Below are 18,334 nucleotides of genomic sequence, written 5' to 3'. Positions count from 1 at the left end.
CGTCGTGTTGTCTTGCGCAAGGATTAGTCCTTCATCGCGCATTTGGCAACTTGGCCGGCGGTCCGGCGACCTGCGCATGCGGGGGCCGGGGCATGGATCGTCCTCCTGCCGCCCGCCGCTTCGCCGCCGCCGTATCGCCGGCACATACGTATGCTGTCTTCCGTAATGGGCAGGGTGCGGCGTATCGGCTGGATCCTTGGCGATGAACCGGAAGACCGGACCCATCCGCCGGATCGAGGCAACACGACAATTGGACGGCCCATCGCGGCCCGTTCGGGAAGAGGGCATAACCGATGGCATTTCGCGAGGCGCTTCGCAGCGGCATCAGCATTTCCGCAATCTCCGCCACCCTGGCCTTTGCCGGAGGAGCGATGCCATGTGCGGCATTCGCGCAAACGACGCAGCCCGAAACGCCGGAAGAGACGGACGAGGCCCGCCCGGTCACAGATCCCGATGAAACCGCGGACAATGTGATCGTCGTCACCGGATTTCGCGCCAGCCTCGAAACCGCCGTCGCGGAAAAGAAGCTTTCCGACCAGATCGTGGAATCGATCACGGCGGAAGATATCGGCAAGCTGCCCGATGCGTCGATCGGCGAGTCGATCGCGCGGCTTCCCGGCCTCGCGGCACAGCGGCTCAACGGGCGCGCCAATGTCGTGGCGATCCGCGGCTTCGGCCCGGATTTTTCGCAGACATTGCTCAACGGCCGGGAACAGACCACGACGAGCGACAACCGCTCGGTCGAACTCGATCAATATCCGTCCGAAATCGTCAACCAGGTCGTCGTCTACAAATCGCCGACCGCGAGCCTTGTCGGACAGGGTCTGGTCGGCACGATCGACATCCGTACCATCCGCCCGCTCGAAACCGGAAAGCAGATCATCGCCATCGGTGCGCGCGGATCGTGGGCCGACATCGGTGCGCTCAACGCCGGGTCGAAGGAATTGGGCTACCGTGTCAACGGAACCTTCGTGGATCAGTTCGCGGACGATACGCTCGGTGTCTCGGTCGCGGCGTCCTATGTGGATGAGCCTTATCAGATTCAGGAATTCAACGCCTGGGGCTATGCCGGGACGCAGGTTAATGGCGAGGATGCGGCGCTCATCGGCGGTTCGAAATCCTATGTGACCTCGACGCGGCTCAAGCGGCTCGGCATCAATGGCACGGTGCAGTGGCAGCCGATGCCGCAGCTCACCCTTACCGTCGACGGGTTCTATTCGAACTTCGACGATGACCAGACGAAGCGCGGGATCGAGCTTCCGCTCGGCTTCGGGGCCTCGACGCGCTTCGATCCGGCCGGTTTCACGGTCGAGGACGGCCTCGTCACCTCGGGTCAGTTCAACAATGTGCGGGGCGTCATCCGCAACGATGTGTTTCAGCGCAAGGCCGATCTGTATTCCGGCGGTTTCAACGCGCTGTGGGACGACGACGAGGGCTTTAGCGCGTTCTTCGACTTCGGCTATTCGCGCACCGACCGTAACGAGCTGAGCCTGGAAAGCTATGCGGGGACGGGCTTCAACGGTCCGGCCACCGGGCGCGGTTCGGCGGCGAAGATCACCTTTGCCTCGGGCGATACGGGAACCGTGTTCAATCCCTCGCTCGATTACAGCGATCCCGACCGCATCTTTCTGACCGACCCGCTCGGCTGGGGCGGCGGAACGGTGCCGCAGGCCGGCTACTCCAACAATCGCATCATCGAGGACGAATTGTTCCAGTTCCGCGGCGAGGTGAAAAAGGAGTTCGACGACGGCGTCCTGCGCAGCGTGCAGCTCGGCGCGAACTATACCAAGCGCGAGAAGGGCCTGACGCCCGACGAAGCGTTCGTGCGTCTTCCCGGCGATGCGACCGAGGTGGCGATCCCCTCGCAATTCCTCCTGCGCGCGACCGATCTTACCTATCTCGGGCTCGGCCCCATCGTGAGCTACGATCCGCGCGATCTCATCGCAGCCGGCGTTCTCGATCTCGAACCGCGGGTGACGACCGGGCCCGATGCGGCCGCTGACGTGCTCAGCAAAAGCTATACCGTCAACGAGGATCTCGTGACGCTCTACGCGCAGGCCAATATCGAGCAGGAGCTGGATATCGGTATCCTGACCGGCAATGTCGGCGTGCAGGGGATCCATACGTCTCAGGAATCGACCGGTTTCATCTTTCCGGCGAGCGGGCCTGTGATCACCACGCAGGGTGACGATTACTGGGACATCTTGCCCAGCGCGAACCTGTCGCTCCGGCTCGACAGCGACTGGGTGGTGCGTGTCGCCGCCGCGCGTGAAATCATGCGCCCCCGGCTCGACGACATGCGCCTTTCGATTGCCTATGGCATCGACAATTCGGTGCCCGGCGGACTCATTCGCGGCAACGGCGGCAATCCGTTCCTGCGCCCCTATCGCGCCAATGCGGTGGACTTCAACGTGGAGAGATATTTCGGCACGGGCGGCGTCGTCGCGCTTCAGATGTTCTACAAGGATATCGAAAGCTACGTATTCAACGGGCGTTTCGCGTATGATTTTTCCGACTTCCCGCCGCCGACCGGGATCGAGGCCTATCCCGGCCTTCCGACGGACGGCACGCTGGAGGCGCCGACCAACACGGGCGGGGGCGATCTTTATGGTGCGGAACTTGCCGTGACGCTTCCCTTCGATACGTTTTCCGACACATTGCGCGGGTTCGGTGTCACCGGCGGGGCAAGCTATACCAAGACCGGGATCGAGGATGCGGACGGGAACGAGACGCTCATCCCCGGCTATTCGAAATGGGTGGTGAACGGCACGGCCTATTTCGAGCGAGCAGGCTTCAACACCCGGCTGAGCGCGCGCTATCGTTCGGCGTTCCTCGGTGATTTTACCGGCTTCGGCGGCTCGCCCGTGCGCCGCACGGCACAGTCCGAAACCATCATCGACGGACAGATCGGCTATGATTTTCAGCCCGGCAGCACGTTCGACGGCCTCTCCCTCTACCTTCAGGGGCAGAACCTGACCGATCAACCGTTCGTGTCCACCGGGGAAGAGCCCAATCAGGTCGTCGATTATCAGCTTTACGGTCGTCGTTTCCTCGCTGGCTTCACCTACAAGTTCTGAGGCGCGGGGCGGGGGTGCGCGCGGCGGTTGACGCAGGATGCGCGCTGCCGCCGGCCGCATTGCCTCACCCGGAACGAGGGAAGGATTACGGTCCATGATGCAGGATGATCATGCGCAGCGACCGTTGAAAATCGCGATCGCGGGGGGCGGCACGGCGGGGTGGATGGCCGCCGCCGCCCTCGCAAGGCTCACGGCGTGCGAGGTCGTGCTCATCGAATCGGAGGCGATCGGTACGGTCGGCGTCGGAGAGGCGACCATTCCGCAGATCCGCCTGTTCAATCGCGCCCTCGGCATCGACGAGGGCCGGTTCCTGCGCGAAACGAAGGCCACGTTCAAGCTCGGCATCGCGTTCGACGGCTGGCGGCGCGACGGCGAACGCTACATGCATGCATTCGGCCATGTCGGGCGCGGGGCGGGATTGCTGCCGTTTCATCAGCTTTGGCTGCGCGGGCGGGAACTGGGTCTGGCGAAGGATCTTTCCGCCTACTCACTCAACGAAATGGCGGCGCGCGCGGGCAAGATGCGGGTGGGGCAGGATCGCGCAGCCGCCGACATGCCCTGGGCCTGTCATTTCGATGCCACGCTCTACGCAGGCTTCCTGCGCCGTTTCGCGCAAGAGCGCGGTGTGGAGCGGATCGAGGGTCGGATCCTCGCGGTCGAACGCGATGGCGAAAGCGGGACGATCGCCGCGCTCGCCCTCGATGCGGAGCGGCGGGTCGAGGCGGATTTCTTTTTCGATTGCACCGGGTTTCGGGCGTTGCTCCGGGACAGGACGGCGGGCGATGGTTTCGCGGACTGGAGCCACTGGCTTCCCTGCGACCGCGCGGTGGCGGTGCCCGGCGCGCCGGCGGACCCGATCGCGCCCTACACGACCGCGACGGCCCGTGCCGCAGGCTGGCAATGGCGCATTCCGTTGCAGCACCGGACCGGCAATGGCCTCGTCTATTGCAGCGAGTTTCTGTCGGAAGGAGATGCGGAAACGCTCCTGCTCGATCATATGGACGGCGCGCCGATCGGCGCTGCCAACCATCTGCGTTTCACCACCGGCATGCGCATGGCGCCGTGGCAGGGCAATTGCCTGGCGCTGGGTCTCGCGGCCGGTTTTCTCGAACCGCTCGAATCGACGAGCATTCATCTCATCCAGTCGGGCATCGCGCGTTTTCTCGCCATGCTGCCCCGCCGCGACGCGCCCGTCGTCATGGCGGAGGAATTCAATCGACAGGCACGGTTCGAATGGGAAAACATCCGCGATTTCCTGATCCTCCATTACGCCGCCAATGCGCGTGAGGGGCAGCCGTTCTGGGATCGCTGCCGGGCGATGACGCTCCCCGATCGTCTCGCCGCGCGGCTCGCGATGTTCCGCGCCACAGGCTTTGTCCAGCGTGAGCATGATGAGCTGTTTACCGAGCCGGGCTGGGTTCAGGTACTTCTGGGGCAGGGGGTTGTCCCCCATACGCTTCACCCCAACACCGATGCGCTCGCTGCGCACGTGCTTTCCCGCATGCTGGACGAAATGGCGGCGGGTATCGCGTCGCTCGTCGAAACCATGCCGACCCACGTCGAAATCTTGCGCGAATTCTGCGCATCGCCACCCATGCCCCGATCTGCCGCCATGATGGAGACAGCCCGATGAAACGCCTCGCCCTTGTTGCCGCCGCCCTGATTGCGAGCGTGCCCGCAATTGCCCAAACCGCCGCGGCCCAACCAGCACCCGAAAGCTTTCGCGAGCGCGGGGTGGAGGATGAAATCATCTATTTCGTGCTGCCGGACCGGTTCGCGAATGGCGATACGCAAAATGATCGCGGTGGCTATCCCGCGGATCGGCTGCTCAGCGGATATGACCCGGCGCACAAGGGGTTTTATCACGGCGGCGACCTTGTGGGCCTGACCGAAAAGCTCGACTATATTCAGGGGATGGGCGTCACCGCGATCTGGTTCGCGCCGATCTTCAAGAACAAGCCGGTGCAGGGCAAGCCCGGCGATCCGGAAAGTTTCAGCGCGGGCTATCACGGGTACTGGGTTACCGATTTCACAAGGGTCGATCCGCATTTCGGCACGAACGCGGATTTCGAAGCCTTCGTCGCGGCGGCGCATGCGCGCGGGATGAAAGTCTATATGGACATCATCGCCAACCACACCGCCGACGTGATCCGCTTTGCAGAGGACGAATACGTTTATCGCGGCAAGGGGGATTATCCCTATTCCACGCGCGGCGGTCCCGATGGTCCGGCCATCAACGAAGGGTTCGACCCCGCCGATCCGAGCGCCGAAAACTGGGCGCGGCTGACCGATCCGTCCTTTGCCTACACCCCCGTCGTGCCGGAGGCGGAGCGTCATGCGAAGGTTCCTGCCTGGCTCAACGATCCGATCTATTACCACAATCGCGGCGATACGTTCTGGATCGGTGAAAGCAGTGTCGATGGCGATTTCGTGGGGCTGGACGATCTGTTCACCGAACATCCGCGCGTCGTGAACGGAATGATCGAGATTTTCGGCGACTGGATCGATCGTTACGGGATCGACGGCTTTCGGATCGACACCGCAAAACACGTAAATCCCGAATTCTGGCAGGCTTTCGTACCCGCCATGCTCGCCCGGGCGGAGGCGCGGGGCATCCCCAATTTCCATATTTTCGGGGAGATCGCGTATGATACGCCGGACGCCGTCACCGCCGCGCGGGTCATGGCGGAGGCGGGTCTGCCCTACGCACTCGACATGGGCTTCGCAAAGACGGCGCAGCTCGTCGCGAGCGGGCGGGAAAGCCCCGCCGTCATGGCGGATTTCCTGTTGCAGGACGTGATCTATCCCGGCGGGGCGGTCACCGCCACGGGCCTGCCGACGTTCCTTGGCAACCATGATTTCGGGCGGTTTTCGATGTTCCTGCGCGATTATGCCGGAACCGACGATCGCACCGAACTGCTCGCCCGGACAAAGCTCGGCCATGCGATGATGTTCGCACTGCGCGGCGTGCCGACGGTCTATTACGGGGATGAGCAGGGGTTCATCTCCGACGGCAATGACCAACTCGCGCGTGAGGACATGTTCGAAAGCCGGGTCGATGCCTATAACGACAATGGTCTGCTTGGCACCGATGCCACCACGGCACAGGCGAATTTCGATGCCGGACACCCGCTTTACCGTCTTATCCGCGAACTGGCGGCGATGCGCACCGGCTCTCCGGCGCTGCGCCGGGGGTTGAGCATTGTGCGCGGTTTCGATCACGAGGGGCCGGGCCTGCTCGCGGTGGAGCGATACGATGCAGCCAGCGGAAACCGCGTCCTCGCCGCGTTCAACACCTCCAAGGAGCCGATCACGCGCGACATCGCGGTGAATTACGATGCCCGCGCGCTGACCCCGCTTTCCGGCGAATGTCCCGCGAGGGTCACCGCCCCTGGCAGCGTGCGGCTGACCATCTCCGCCTTCGGCTGGGCTGTGTGCGAACTGGAGACCGGGTGATGGCAGACGTCGACACGGTTCAGCGCACCGCGCCGGCCGACGCCGCGGTGGAGTGGTGGCGCGGCGCCGCGATCTATCAGATTTATCCGCGCAGCTTCATGGATGCGAACGGCGACGGGATCGGCGATCTTCGGGGGATCACCAGCCGCATGGAGCATGTCGCCTCGCTCGGTGTCGATGCGATCTGGATCTCGCCCTTCTTCACCAGCCCGATGAAGGATTTCGGCTATGACGTCGCCGATTATCGGGATGTCGATCCGATCTTCGGGACGCTTGCGGATTTCGATGCGCTCGTCACGCGCGCGCATGGCCTGCGGCTCAAGGTGCTGATCGATCAGGTTTATTCGCATACGTCGGACGAACATCCCTGGTTCACGGAGAGCCGGGCGAGCCGCGATAATCCGCGCAGCGATTGGTACGTTTGGGCGGATGCAAAGCCCGACGGCACGCCGCCCTCCAACTGGCAATCGGTGTTCGGCGGCCCCGCCTGGACGTGGGATGCGCGGCGGGGGCAATATTACCTGCACAATTTCCTGAGCTGTCAGCCGCAGCTCAACGGGCACAATCCCGCCGTGCAGGACGCCATTCTGGATGTGGCGCGGTTCTGGCTCGACCGCGGTGTCGACGGGTTCCGTATCGACGCGCTCAATTTCGCGATGCACGATCCGCAATTGCGCGACAATCCGCCGGCCCCGCCGAGCGATCGCCCCCGCACGCGCCCGTTCGATTTTCAGCGCAAGATCCACAACATGTCGCATCCCGACATTCCCGGCTTCATCGAACGGATCCGTGCCGTCACCGATGCCTATGACGCGATCTTTACCGTCGCGGAGGTCGGCGGCGACGAGGCCGAAACCGAGATGAAGGCCTTTACGCAGGGCGATGGCCGGCTGAATTCCGCCTATGGCTTCAACTTCCTCTATGCCGATCGCCTGACGCCCGGCCTTGTGAGTGCAGCATTGGCCGAATGGCCGGAGACAGGCGGGACGGGCTGGCCAAGCTGGGCCTTCGAAAATCACGATGCGCCGCGCGCCGTCTCGCGCTGGTGCGCGCCGGAGTACCGGGAGCGGTTCGCGCGGATGAAGATGATGCTGCTCGCCTCGCTGCGCGGTAATATCATCCTTTATCAGGGCGAGGAACTGGGCCTCACCCAGGTCGATATTCCGTTCGAACAATTGCAGGATCCAGAGGCGATCGCGAACTGGCCGCTGACCTTGTCGCGCGATGGTGCGCGCACGCCGATGCCATGGCACGGCGGTGAAGACGGCGGGTTCGGATCCGACACCCCCTGGCTCCCCCATGGCGAAGAGAACCTTGCCCGGTCCGTCGCGCAACAGGACGCGGACCCGGCCTCTCTCCTTGCGCTGACCCGCGAACTTGTCGGCTTGCGCAAGACGTCGCCTGCGTTGCGGCATGGCGCTGCGGTCTGCGAGGCGACGGGCGCGCTGCTGCGGCTCGAACGCTTTACGGCCGACGAACGGGTGGTGTGCCTGTTCAACATGTCGCCCGACACGCTCCACCATATTTCCATCCCCCAAGGAGACACCCTATGCAGCGTCAATTCGGTTTCGGACAGTCTCGGACCTTATGCCGCGGTCATGGTGCGGGTATGATGCGCGTCGCAATCAGGGCCGCGGTGGGCATGCTGCTCGCGTCGAGTGCGGTGCCCGCCTTTGCCGGCGATGTTTCCTCCCCGGACGGGCGCACCGTCGTGACGCTCGATGTGGATGGGGACGGCGTCGCCTTCTACCGTGTGACGCGCGACGGAAAGCCGTTGATCGCGGACAGCGATCTGGGCTTTCTGTTCACCGATGCGGAGCCGATGCGCCGCAATTTCACGATACAAAGCGAGGGCCGCGCCACCCACGACGAAACGTGGGAGCAACCGTGGGGCGAACGCCGCTTCGTGCGCGACCATCACAACGAGCTGTCGGTCACGTTCCGCGAGGCGCGCGAAACCAGCACGCGCGCGCTGACCGTGCGGATGCGCGTGTTCGACGACGGCATCGGCTTTCGCTACGAATTTCCCGAAAGCGCCGAAATGCCGGTCGCGAACATTGCGGAGGAGCTGACCGAATTCGCCATCGCGCCCGAGGCGGCGGCAGACGGCAAGGCGTGGTGGATCCCCGGCGGAGACTTCAACCGATACGAATATCTCTATAACGAAACGCCGATCGCGGAGGTCGGCATTGCGCACACGCCGATCACCATGCGGCTTTCGGACGGGACGCATCTGTCGTTCCACGAAGCGGCATTGGTCGATTATTCGGGCATGTGGCTGCGGCGCATGGAAGGCTCGCGCTTTCGCGCGACGCTCGCCCCGTCGAGTCGCGGCGCCAAGGTCGTGCGCGAAGGGGCCTTCACCACCCCCTGGCGCACCATCCGTATCAGCGACGGGCCGGCGGGCCTTGTCCAAAGCGACCTCGAACTGAACCTCAACGAACCGAACAAGCTCGGTGATGTAAGCTGGGTCGAACCGGGCAAATATATCGGCATCTGGTGGGGCATGATCTCCAACCGCTGGAGCTGGGCGTCGGGCGAGCGGCATGGCGCCACGACCGAACGCACGAAGCGATATATCGATTTCGCCGCCGAACACGGCTTTCGCGGCGTGCTCGTCGAAGGGTGGAACGTGGGTTGGGACGGCAACTGGTTCGGCAACGGACGCGATTACAGCTTTACCGAAGCCTATCCCGATTTCGACCTTCAGGCGGTCGCCGATTACGCGCGGAAAAAAGGCGTGCGTCTGATCGGCCATCACGAAACGGGCGGCAATATCAAGGTTTACGAGGAACAGCTTGCCGATGCGATGGCGCTCTACGGCACATTGGGCGTGGACTGGGTAAAGACCGGATATGTCGCCGATGCGGGCGGGATCACGTCGTGCAATGCCGATATTGCCGATCCATGCGCCGGCGATGCCGAAACGTTCGAATGGCACGATGGGCAGCGGCAGGTGCAGCATCACCTTCGCGTGGTGGAGGAAGCGGCGAAGAACCATGTCGCGGTGAACGCGCACGAACCGGTCAAGGATACAGGACTGCGCCGTACCTATCCCAACTGGGTCGCGCGCGAAGGGGCGCGGGGGCAGGAATACAATGCCTGGGCGCCCTTTGCCAACGGGCCGGACCACGAACCGACGCTGGTGTACACGCGCATGCTTTCCGGGCCGATGGATTACACGCCGGGCGTGCTCAGCCTCGTGGGGGATCGGGATTATCCGATCGCCAGCACTCTGGCGAAACAGCTTGGTTTGTATCTCGCGATCTATTCCCCGATCCAGATGGCGGCGGATTTCACCGAAAGCCTGGCCGCGCATCCGCGCGAACTCGAATTCATCGAGACTGTGCCCACCAACTGGTCCGAAAGCCGCCTCATCGCCGGTGCGGTGGGCGATTATGCCATTTTCGCGCGCAAGGATCGCGCGAGCGAGGATTGGTATGTCGGCGGCGTCAACGACGCGACCGAGCGTGCGCTGACGCTCGATTTCGACTTTCTCGAAGAGGGCGGAACCTACACCGCGAAGGTGTGGAAGGACGGACCCGATGCCACTTTTCTGACCGAAAGGCGGCACGACATCGCCTATGATACGGTGACGGTGCGCAAGGGCGACAGCTACGCCGTGCGGCTGGCGCCGGGTGGCGGGCTGGCGATCCGGCTCGTGCCACGCTGAGCGTTATTGCTCGCCGTATGCCGGAAAGATGGGCGGCGGCATCGCGCGTCCGGGTTCAGCATGCGGAGCGGGCCGAGCCACGCGATCCGATCGCATCGGCGATGATACTGCCTTCGCATCGATGGCGGTCACCGGCATCGCGATTGCCCCCTCGGCATCGGGCAGGAGCAATGCCGTATTTCGGGTCGCCAGCCGAGATGGACAGAGTGCCTCGCCATGCCTTCCGCCGCCATCGTCATGCGGCGCCCCGCCAATGCGAAGAGGGGCAGGCCGCCTCGAATCTGCCAATTGCGGCCCCGCAGCACACGCGAAATACATGGGTTCGCCCAACATCTTTTGGAGGGCACCATCTCTCGCAGACCGCTGGCGGCCAAGCCGCGCGCGCAGAGCAATCGCGCCCGCCGGACAGGATCGCGCGAATAATCAAACGAAGCTGAAGCACACGGCGGCGTCGGGACGAGCAAGGGCGAGATGCTGGCCGAATTGGGGTGGATCGAGGAGAATTTCGCCTGCGGGCACGCCATTGTTTCCGATGCGCTGAGAAGCTTCCGAAAGAGGGGTCTGCGGGCGTTTTGGATTCCATGCAGAAGCCCGCTGACCCTTTCAACGATACGCGGGCTTTCGCCGATGGCACCGCTTTCGTCGATCCGGCGGTCCTGGCAGTTCCCGGCCCCCGGTTTCGGCGATTACATGAACAGACTGAAAAATCGCGCCATGAGGGAGAAACCTCGAAGGGGCATCGTCTAAGGCGCCACGCCTGCACGGGTTTGCGTTCGGGCACCGCTCATGATGCATCGGTTTCGTGCCGACGAGACCGCCGTGGGCATGATGATACGGGCGCGCCTGATCCTTACCCGCGGCCTCAGAACCAGAAGCGCACGCCTATGACGTAGTGCGTTACGTGCGGATCCTCGCCGTCGAGGCGGGTCCGGTCCGCGCTTTCGCCAAGCTGCCATTCCTGCTCGACCCCGATATAGGGCGCGAATTCGCGGACAAACTCGTATCGCAGCCTTACGCCCACCTCGGCGGAGGTGACGCCGGTGCCGAGCGCGCGTTCCGGCACGTCTTGCGCCGAAAGGTTCACTTCCCCGCGTGGTTGCAGGATCAGCCGCTGTGTTATCCGCTGATCCAGCTCGGCCTCCACACGCGCGGTCAGATCGCCTTCATTCGACAGGAATGCCGCCGCGTCGACTTCGAACAGATAAGGTGCAAGCCCCTGCACGCCGAGTACGGCATGCGTGCGCTCCGGCCCGGTAAGGTCCTGCCGGATGCCAGCCTGTACATCCCACCACGGGCCGATGGCATGGCTCCACAACCCCTGGATTTCGGCATCCTCGGGCCGCGCGCCAAAAGAGCCTTCGCCCTCGCTCTTGAACCAGAACTTGTCGAGATCGCCGCCGTAGTAACCCTGCACGTCCCAGAGATAGCCATCGCCGCCCTTGCGCGCGCGATATTCGGCGCGCTCGCCCTGAAACCAGAAATAGCGCATGCCGCCGATCTCCGTTCGCAAGGCCGCGCGCGAGGCACGCATCGCATCGGCGCCCCAGATCGCATCGGCCGCGCGCGCCGGACCGCTTCCAGCAGCAGCGGGCGGCGCGGTTCGAGGCACAGGCATCGCAGAATGGTCCATTGCCACGTGATCCATTGCTTCGTGGTCCATGGCCCCATGATCCATTGCGCCGTGGTTGATGGAACCACGGTTCCTTCCATGGTCCATTCCGGAATGTTCGGCATGGCGCCCGGCATGGCCTTCTTCAGGCGACGGTTCCGGCATATCGTCCGGGGCCGATTTGCACGCCCCGTCGGGCACCGCGTGCCCCATCGCCCGGTGGCGGGCGGCCTCCTCCTCGCATGTCGTCGGGGCGGGGCCATCTCCACCGTGCGCCCCATGGCCCATGTGTGTCTGGGCGAATGCGGGCGAGGCGGCAGCGCTCAGGACAATGGCGACGAACGGGCGCATCAATCCTCTCCCACCCGTTCGACATCGGGGTGTTCCCCTTGCGGCGCGACCGTGACGATCTGAAACATGCCCATGTGCATGTGGTAGAGGAGGTGACAATGAAACGCCCAGTCTCCTTCCTCGTCCGCGGTCAGGTCGAAGGTGGCGCTACCGCCCGGTTGCACGATGACGGTGTGCTTCTGCGGCTGGCGATCGGCGGGCGCGCCATTGACCAGTTCGAAGAAATGGCCGTGCAGGTGGATCGGATGCGCCATCATCGTGTCGTTGACGAGCTTTACGCGCACCCGCTCGTTATAGGCGAAACGGATCGGATCCTCGCTTACGGAGGAGAATTTCTTCCCGTCGAAGGACCACATATACCGTTCCATATTGCCGGTAAGGTGGATTTCCATGTGCCGCGACGGGGGCCGCAAATCGTCATTGGGCAATAGCGCAACCAAATCCTTGTAGGACAGCACGCGGTGCCCGACCGCGGCGAGCCCGATGCCCGGGTCGCCCATGCGATCGACAGGGTTCATCGACACCATGTCGATCCCCGGTCCGACCTTTACATCGGGCGGAAGCAGCGACGTATCGCGCATATCCATGCCGCCCATCGCATGCGCGCCGGTCGTGTCCGCCGGCATGGCATGGCCCATCGCCGCATGGTCCATACGGCCCATGTCACCGGCCATGTCCGCACCGGGGCCCTGTCCGGCCCGATGGTTCATCCCCATGTCCGCCATGGTCAGCAGCGGCGGATCGCGCAGCGCCGGCACATCGGCCCTTGCTCCGGGGCGCGAGGCCAGCATGGCAACCGCCATGCCCGACCGGTCCATGCTTTCGGCGATAATCGCATGCGCCTCGCCCAAAGGTTCGACGAGGATGTCGTAGGTTTCCGCCGTGCCGATCTGAAACTCCTCGACCTCCACCGGGCGCACGTCCTGCCCATCGGCGGCGACGACGTGGAACTTCGCGCCGGGAATGCGGATATTGAAGAAGGTCATCGCGCTGCCATTGATGATGCGAAGGCGAACGCGCTCCCCCAGATTGAACGTGAATTCGGGCGCTTCGTCAGGCCCGCGCCCGTTAGCGAGATAGGTATAGGTGGAGCCGGTGACGTCGGCGATATCGGTCGGCATCATGCGCATGTTCGCCCACATGCGCCGCGCCTCTCCCGATAAAGGGTAATCGCCGGTCCAGCTCGTCTTCTGATAATTGAAGTATTCCTCGCCCTTTTTAAGCTTGTCCATGATCGTGTGCGGGTGGAGCGGGGTGAATTCGCTGAGCAGCAGGACGTAATCCCGGTCCGCTTCGACCGCATCGCGGCGGGCGGGCTCCACCACGATCGGGCCGTAATGCCCCGCCTGTTCCTGCATGCCGGAATGGCTATGCCACCAGTAGGTGCCGTGCTGACGCAGGGCGGGAATGTCGTAGACGAAGGTTTCGCCCGGCGCGATGCCGGGAAAGCTGACACCGGGCACGCCGTCGAACTGAAACGGGAGGAGGAGCCCGTGCCAATGGATCGAACTGTCCTCGTCGAGCATGTTGGTGACCGCAATCCGCACAGGCTCGCCCTCGCGAAGGCGGACGAGCGGGCCGGGCACGCTTCCGTTGACGGCAACGGCATGGCCGCGCCGTCCCTGAACCATGCGTACGCCCTTTCCGATGGTCAGCGCGATGTCGCGGCCCGACACCTCGTCAAAACCGGGGCGGATCATCCCGCCATGCAGATCGCCGCCGCGCGCCCATGCCGGAAGGGCGAGCGCGCCCGCGCCCAGGGTTCCGGCGGCCAGCAGACCGCGGCGTGAAACATTCAATCGAGACATCGACCTTGCAACTCCTTCGCGGCGCGACATATATACCCCACCAGAGTATAGCAAGATACCCCGGTGGGTATGAGCTAAGATCGGAGAAGATGAAGTGGCGACACCGCACGGCACCCGCATCGTCAACCGCTTCCGCCGGATCGAGGGGCAGGTGCGCGGCGTGGCGCAAATGGTCGAGGATGACCGGTATTGCATCGACATCCTGACGCAGGTGCAGGCGATCAAGGCCGCGCTGGGCCGGGCGGAAAGCGAGATCCTGAAACGTCATGCCGCCTGCTGCGTCGCCGATGCCATCGCGAGCGGCGACCCGGATGAGCAGGCGGTGAAATTCGGCGAGCTGATCGACCTTTTCGAGAAGGCGAAGCGATGATCGCAAGCCGCGCTCCCTGCCTGAAACCAGACGAAAGGAATCTGACGATGACAGACCGAACCCGTAAAGGCGCGCGCCGCATGCTCGCCTCGTCCGCCGCGATATTCGTCGCGGCCTGCGCCGGTGTCGCGCAGGCGGCAAGCTTCACCATGTATCGCGATCGCGATTGCGGATGCTGCCTCGATTGGGCCGACCATGTGGAGCAGGCCGGCAAGCACGATGTGAAGGCCGTCGACCATCCCGGCATGGCCGCGGTAAAGGCCGGCGTCCCGGCGGACCTCATCTCCTGCCACACCGCCATCATGGCCGGCTATGTCATCGAGGGGCACGTGCCCGCCGCCGATGTCGAACGGCTTTTGTCCGAACGCCCGGCGGGGGTCACCGGCCTTGCGGTTGCGGGCATGCCGATGGGTTCGCCCGGCATGGAGCATGGCCATCATCGCCAGGCGTACAAGGTCGTCGCCTTCGGGCCGGACGGCCGCAGCGTATGGGCCAGCCATAACGGGAGCACATCGTGAAACACGCCGACGCGCACGAAAAGACCGCCACCGTCTACCGGATGGTCATGCCCGATCATGTCTGCCCCTACGGTTTGAAGACGGTTGACCTGCTCGAACGCGAAGGCTTCGCGGTGGACGACCATTACCTTGAAACGCGGGAGGAAACCGACGCGTTCAAGGAAAAGCACGGGGTCAAGACCACGCCGCAGACCTTCATCGGTGGTAAGCGGATCGGCGGCTATGACGATTTGCGCGAATATTTCGGCAAGTCGGTGCAGAAGGAAGGCGAAACCAGCTATCAACCGGTCATCGCCATTTTCGGCGTCGCGTTCCTGCTCGCCCTCGCGATCAGCTGGTACGTGTTCGGCACGATTCTTACGGTGCCGGCGATCGAATGGTTCGTCAGCCTGTCGATGGCGCTCCTCGCCATACAGAAACTGCAGGATATCCGCAGCTTCTCGACCATGTTCCTGAATTACGACCTGCTGGCGCGGCGGTGGGTGCGATATGGCTTCATCTACCCGTTCGGGGAGGCACTGGCCGGCATATTGATGGTGGCGCATGCGTTGCCGATCGTGTCGGTGCCGGTGTCGCTCTTCATCGGAACCGTTGGCGCGATCAGCGTGTTTAAGGCGGTGTATATCGACAGGCGCGAGCTGAAATGCGCCTGCGTCGGCGGGGGGAGCAACGTTCCGCTGGGCTTCGTCTCGCTGACCGAAAACCTGTTCATGATCGGCATGGGGCTATGGATGGGAGCGAAGGCGCTGGGCTGGGTCGTTCTGTAACCTGCAGCCCATCCGCGGCGAGACATTCGAAGCATTCGAGGGAAGACCAACATGACGAAAGACCCATCCGGCAATAGGTCGCACGGCGGCGGCAATTACTGGCGTTTCATGGCGATGGTGTCGACCTCCACCGTCATCATGTTCGGGCTCATGTATGCCAACACATTCGATGCCGATCACCTATTCTGGAGCGAGACGCGTTTCTGGATGATGTTCGTGATGGGGGCGATGATGATGGTCGTCATGCTGCTTTTCATGTGGGGCATGTACAAGGACCGGACCCGAAATTTCATCATTCTCGGCGTCGGGGTCGTGGTATTCGCGCTTTCGCTCTGGCTCGTGAGGAGCCAGGCGACGGTCGACGACACCGAATACATGTCCGCGATGATCCCGCATCATTCGATCGCCATCATGACGAGCGAGCGTGCCCATCTCAGGGATCCGCGCGTGCGCAAGCTGGCGCATGACATCATCCTCGCGCAGCGGCGCGAAATTGCGCAGATGAAATATCTGATCGCCGATATCGAGGAGAACGGTATCCGTACGGAGGAACGCCTCCCCGAAGGCATGAACGTGCGGTCCGACGAAAGAGCGGGGGCAGGTCGATGAAACAGCTCGCCATTGTTGCCGCTCTGTCGGCGCTCGCGCTTGCCGGGTGCAACCGCAATACGGCCATCGGCAACGATCGCGAAGCCGACCGTGATCCGCCCTCCCATGCCGCGCCGATCAGACCGGCGGGCACTGCGTTACAGAACGTGTCGACGGCCCTTGTAAAGCCCGAAACGATGAGCGATGCCGACGTGGCCGCGATCGGCGGGACCGGCGGGCGATGCGTTTTCACCCTGACCGAGGTGAGTTTCCCGGCCTTCGTCTATGCGCCGGGAGATCGTGGTTTCATCAAGCTCAATGGCACTCTCGTTCCGCTCGACGCGGTGGGTGCCGACCGGTTCGAGAACGGGGGTCTGGTCGTTACCACCCGCCTGCTTGATACACGGGGCAATGCCGGATTGCGGGGCCTTGAGATGATCGTGGTTCCGCCCGGCGCCAGGGACGAGCTTGGTTATCGCGGCTATACCAGTTGTGACGGTTGAGCGGGCGACGCGCCTTTTCGCTAGCCGTTTGCTAACCGTCTCCATCGCGTCACGGCGATGCGCTTCTGGTACTGCGCTGCGTAACGCGCGGCAATCCGGGGAAGAGCGTGTTGCCACCAATTTCGATCCATCGGTATATGGATGCATCCGGATCGGACCGGCCTTCGATTGCTGCGATCCGTCCTGCGGAATAACCCCTAGGGCGTTGCAGACGGCGATTTTACGCAATGCGAGGTAACTCCTGTCCGGATGCAATGGATGGATCGAAAACCTTCCCGTTTTTCGACATTCCTTGATCGCTTGTCGATCACTGGGTACGGGGAGGACAGGAGTAGTAAATGGCGCGCATCATTCTGGCCGAAGACGATGAGATCGTCGGTGAAATCGTCCGCGATACGCTGATGGATGCAGGCCATGCCGTCGGCTGGTGCAAAGATGGGCGTTCGGCGCTCGACGCCATTCGTTTTCGTCCGCCGCATCTTGCCATCCTCGATCAACGCATGCCTGAAATGTCGGGGATCGAAGTGTTGCGCTCCATGCGGATCAGCAAGGAACTCGCCATGGTTCCGGTCCTCATGCTCACCGCGGTGCGCACCGATGCGGATCAGTCGATCGCCTATTATGACGGGGCGGACGATTACATCACGAAACCCTGCAACATGGAACAATTGCTGTTCCGTGCCGACCGGCTGATCAAGGGAGCGATGCGTCGCACTTCAGGGATGGAAGGCATGCCGCAGCTCAGCAAGATGGTTTCGCGCCCGGTCTGATCGCCCATCCATACCGGGGCGCCGCATGCGATATACGGTCGATGCGTCGTATCGGCCGCCGCGTTACCGGCGGCCGGTGGATCACAATCCCCGCACGATCACCGGATCTGGCAATCGGGCGACAGGCGGAAATCGAGGTAATTGTCGACAGAGCGCATGAGCTCGTCGAACTCATGCTCGAAAAAATGGTTCGCGCGCGGAATTTCGTCGTGATGAATGGTGATGTGCTTCTGCGTACGAAGCTTGTCGACGAGCTTTTGCACCGACGACGGCGTCACCACCGTATCGGCGGCACCCTGGATCATGATGCCGGACGCGGGGCAGGGCGCGAGGAACGAAAAATCATACATGTTCGCGGGCGGCGCGATAGAAATGAAGCCGCGGATTTCCGGGCGCCGCATCATAAGCTGCATCCCGATGAGCGCGCCGAAACTGACACCCGCGATCCAGGTGACCTGCGCCTCGGGATGGACCGACTGCACCCAGTCGAGCGCGCTGGCCGCATCGGACAATTCGCCGACCCCATTGTCGAAACTGCCTTGGCTGCGACCGACGCCGCGAAAGTTGAAGCGCAGGACGGCGAAACCGCGCGCGGCAAAATCCTTGAACAAGGCCTGTGTGATGCGCTCGTTCATGGTGCCGCCGCCCTGCGGATGCGGATGCAATATCATGGCGAGCGGCGCGCGCGGACGCGGTGCGGGGTGATAACGGCCTTCTAGGCGGCCTTCGGGACCGGGAAAAATAACGGCTGGCATGGGGTGATGTCGTTACCTGATGCTGGCCCCGTGCCGCGGCTTTGTGGCGAAGCGCGCACGGGGGTGTGATTTGTTGACGCAGCCTATAT

Annotated in this window: 15 protein-coding genes; 12 read left to right on the top strand and 3 right to left on the bottom strand. The window is 63.3% G+C overall.

From position 1 onward, the window contains the following. The first annotated feature begins 293 nt into the window (after positions 1-293). From K4G67_RS06790 to K4G67_RS06765, 6 genes are all read left to right on the top strand, one after another. A complete protein-coding gene (locus tag K4G67_RS06790) occupies positions 294-3,077 on the top strand; it encodes a TonB-dependent receptor (RefSeq protein WP_239805615.1) in 2,784 nt (927 codons plus the stop codon). Between the two features lie 94 nt (positions 3,078-3,171). Next, on the top strand, positions 3,172-4,710 hold the full coding sequence (locus tag K4G67_RS06785; RefSeq protein WP_239805614.1) for a tryptophan halogenase family protein: 1,539 nt from the start codon (positions 3,172-3,174) through the stop codon (positions 4,708-4,710). Next, entirely contained in the window at positions 4,707-6,533 is a 1,827-nt protein-coding gene (locus K4G67_RS06780; protein ID WP_239805613.1) for an alpha-amylase family glycosyl hydrolase, read from the top strand. Before K4G67_RS06785 ends, K4G67_RS06780 begins: the two co-directional genes overlap by 4 nt. After that, on the top strand, positions 6,533-8,146 hold the full coding sequence (locus K4G67_RS06775) for an alpha-amylase family glycosyl hydrolase (RefSeq protein WP_239805612.1): 1,614 nt from the start codon (positions 6,533-6,535) through the stop codon (positions 8,144-8,146). The genes K4G67_RS06780 and K4G67_RS06775 overlap by 1 nt, the downstream gene beginning before the upstream one ends. Then, a complete protein-coding gene (locus K4G67_RS06770) occupies positions 8,143-10,206 on the top strand; it encodes a glycoside hydrolase family 97 protein (RefSeq protein WP_420830001.1) in 2,064 nt (687 codons plus the stop codon). Before K4G67_RS06775 ends, K4G67_RS06770 begins: the two co-directional genes overlap by 4 nt. Positions 10,207-10,677: 471 nt before the next feature. Next, entirely contained in the window at positions 10,678-10,953 is a 276-nt protein-coding gene (locus K4G67_RS06765; protein WP_239805611.1) for a hypothetical protein, read from the top strand. 115 nt (positions 10,954-11,068) lie between these two features. Here K4G67_RS06765 and K4G67_RS06760 read toward each other — a convergent pair whose 3' ends face one another. Together K4G67_RS06760 and K4G67_RS06755 are read right to left on the bottom strand one after the other, a co-directional pair. Further along, on the bottom strand, positions 11,069-12,166 hold the full coding sequence (locus tag K4G67_RS06760) for a copper resistance protein B (protein ID WP_239805610.1): 1,098 nt from the start codon (positions 12,164-12,166) through the stop codon (positions 11,069-11,071). Beyond that, the gene (locus K4G67_RS06755; protein WP_239805609.1) at positions 12,166-13,974 is read right to left on the bottom strand and encodes a copper resistance system multicopper oxidase; all 1,809 of its coding nucleotides are present in this window, start codon (positions 13,972-13,974) and stop codon (positions 12,166-12,168) included. Before K4G67_RS06755 ends, K4G67_RS06760 begins: the two co-directional genes overlap by 1 nt. A 94-nt stretch (positions 13,975-14,068) precedes the next feature. Here K4G67_RS06755 and K4G67_RS06750 point away from each other — a divergent pair, with 94 nt between their 5' ends. The 6 genes from K4G67_RS06750 to K4G67_RS06725 all read left to right on the top strand — a co-directional run bounded on the left by K4G67_RS06750 (position 14,069) and on the right by K4G67_RS06725 (position 17,490). Further along, positions 14,069-14,344, top strand: a complete 276-nt coding sequence (locus K4G67_RS06750; protein ID WP_239805608.1) for a metal-sensitive transcriptional regulator — start codon at positions 14,069-14,071, stop codon at positions 14,342-14,344. Positions 14,345-14,391: 47 nt separating this feature from the next. Further along, the gene (locus K4G67_RS06745) at positions 14,392-14,862 is read left to right on the top strand and encodes a DUF411 domain-containing protein (RefSeq protein ID WP_239805607.1); all 471 of its coding nucleotides are present in this window, start codon (positions 14,392-14,394) and stop codon (positions 14,860-14,862) included. Between the two features lie 41 nt (positions 14,863-14,903). Beyond that, complete coding sequence (locus K4G67_RS06740) at positions 14,904-15,629, top strand: MauE/DoxX family redox-associated membrane protein (protein ID WP_239805704.1); 726 nt, start codon at positions 14,904-14,906, stop codon at positions 15,627-15,629. Positions 15,630-15,743: 114 nt separating this feature from the next. Then, positions 15,744-16,238, top strand: a complete 495-nt coding sequence (locus K4G67_RS06735; RefSeq protein WP_239805703.1) for a DUF305 domain-containing protein — start codon at positions 15,744-15,746, stop codon at positions 16,236-16,238. After that, a complete protein-coding gene (locus K4G67_RS06730; RefSeq protein WP_239805606.1) occupies positions 16,235-16,720 on the top strand; it encodes a DUF6692 family protein in 486 nt (161 codons plus the stop codon). Before K4G67_RS06735 ends, K4G67_RS06730 begins: the two co-directional genes overlap by 4 nt. A 338-nt stretch (positions 16,721-17,058) precedes the next feature. Further along, a complete protein-coding gene (locus K4G67_RS06725; RefSeq protein ID WP_239805605.1) occupies positions 17,059-17,490 on the top strand; it encodes a response regulator transcription factor in 432 nt (143 codons plus the stop codon). A gap of 98 nt (positions 17,491-17,588) precedes the next feature. Here K4G67_RS06725 and K4G67_RS06720 read toward each other — a convergent pair whose 3' ends face one another. Continuing rightward, positions 17,589-18,245 carry an alpha/beta hydrolase gene (locus tag K4G67_RS06720; protein ID WP_202083912.1) on the bottom strand — a complete coding sequence of 219 codons (657 nt, stop codon included), beginning with the start codon at positions 18,243-18,245 and terminating at the stop codon, positions 17,589-17,591. Between the last annotated feature and the right edge of the window lie 89 nt (positions 18,246-18,334).

Source organism: Croceicoccus hydrothermalis (assembly GCF_022378335.1).
In the GTDB taxonomy this organism is placed as follows: domain Bacteria; phylum Pseudomonadota; class Alphaproteobacteria; order Sphingomonadales; family Sphingomonadaceae; genus Croceicoccus; species Croceicoccus hydrothermalis.
The sequence above is the reverse complement of the archived record's forward strand: the minus strand, read 5'-3'. Positions and strand labels throughout refer to the sequence as shown.

Excerpts from the sequence above, each read along its gene's own strand:
- K4G67_RS06725 (WP_239805605.1), top strand. The coding sequence starts at position 17,059 with ATGGCGCGCATCATTCTGGCCGAAGACGATGAGATCGTCGGTGAAATC.
- K4G67_RS06790 (WP_239805615.1), top strand. The coding sequence starts at position 294 with ATGGCATTTCGCGAGGCGCTTCGCAGCGGCATCAGCATTTCCGCAATC.
- K4G67_RS06765 (WP_239805611.1), top strand. The coding sequence starts at position 10,678 with ATGCTGGCCGAATTGGGGTGGATCGAGGAGAATTTCGCCTGCGGGCAC.
- K4G67_RS06775 (WP_239805612.1), top strand. The coding sequence starts at position 6,533 with ATGGCAGACGTCGACACGGTTCAGCGCACCGCGCCGGCCGACGCCGCG.
- K4G67_RS06745 (WP_239805607.1), top strand. The coding sequence starts at position 14,392 with ATGACAGACCGAACCCGTAAAGGCGCGCGCCGCATGCTCGCCTCGTCC.
- K4G67_RS06730 (WP_239805606.1), top strand. The coding sequence starts at position 16,235 with ATGAAACAGCTCGCCATTGTTGCCGCTCTGTCGGCGCTCGCGCTTGCC.
- K4G67_RS06735 (WP_239805703.1), top strand. The coding sequence starts at position 15,744 with ATGGTGTCGACCTCCACCGTCATCATGTTCGGGCTCATGTATGCCAAC.
- K4G67_RS06760 (WP_239805610.1), bottom strand. The coding sequence starts at position 12,166 with ATGCGCCCGTTCGTCGCCATTGTCCTGAGCGCTGCCGCCTCGCCCGCA.
- K4G67_RS06785 (WP_239805614.1), top strand. The coding sequence starts at position 3,172 with ATGATGCAGGATGATCATGCGCAGCGACCGTTGAAAATCGCGATCGCG.
- K4G67_RS06770 (WP_420830001.1), top strand. The coding sequence starts at position 8,143 with ATGATGCGCGTCGCAATCAGGGCCGCGGTGGGCATGCTGCTCGCGTCG.
- K4G67_RS06755 (WP_239805609.1), bottom strand. The coding sequence starts at position 13,974 with ATGTCTCGATTGAATGTTTCACGCCGCGGTCTGCTGGCCGCCGGAACC.
- K4G67_RS06740 (WP_239805704.1), top strand. The coding sequence starts at position 14,904 with ATGGTCATGCCCGATCATGTCTGCCCCTACGGTTTGAAGACGGTTGAC.
- K4G67_RS06780 (WP_239805613.1), top strand. The coding sequence starts at position 4,707 with ATGAAACGCCTCGCCCTTGTTGCCGCCGCCCTGATTGCGAGCGTGCCC.
- K4G67_RS06720 (WP_202083912.1), bottom strand. The coding sequence starts at position 18,245 with ATGCCAGCCGTTATTTTTCCCGGTCCCGAAGGCCGCCTAGAAGGCCGT.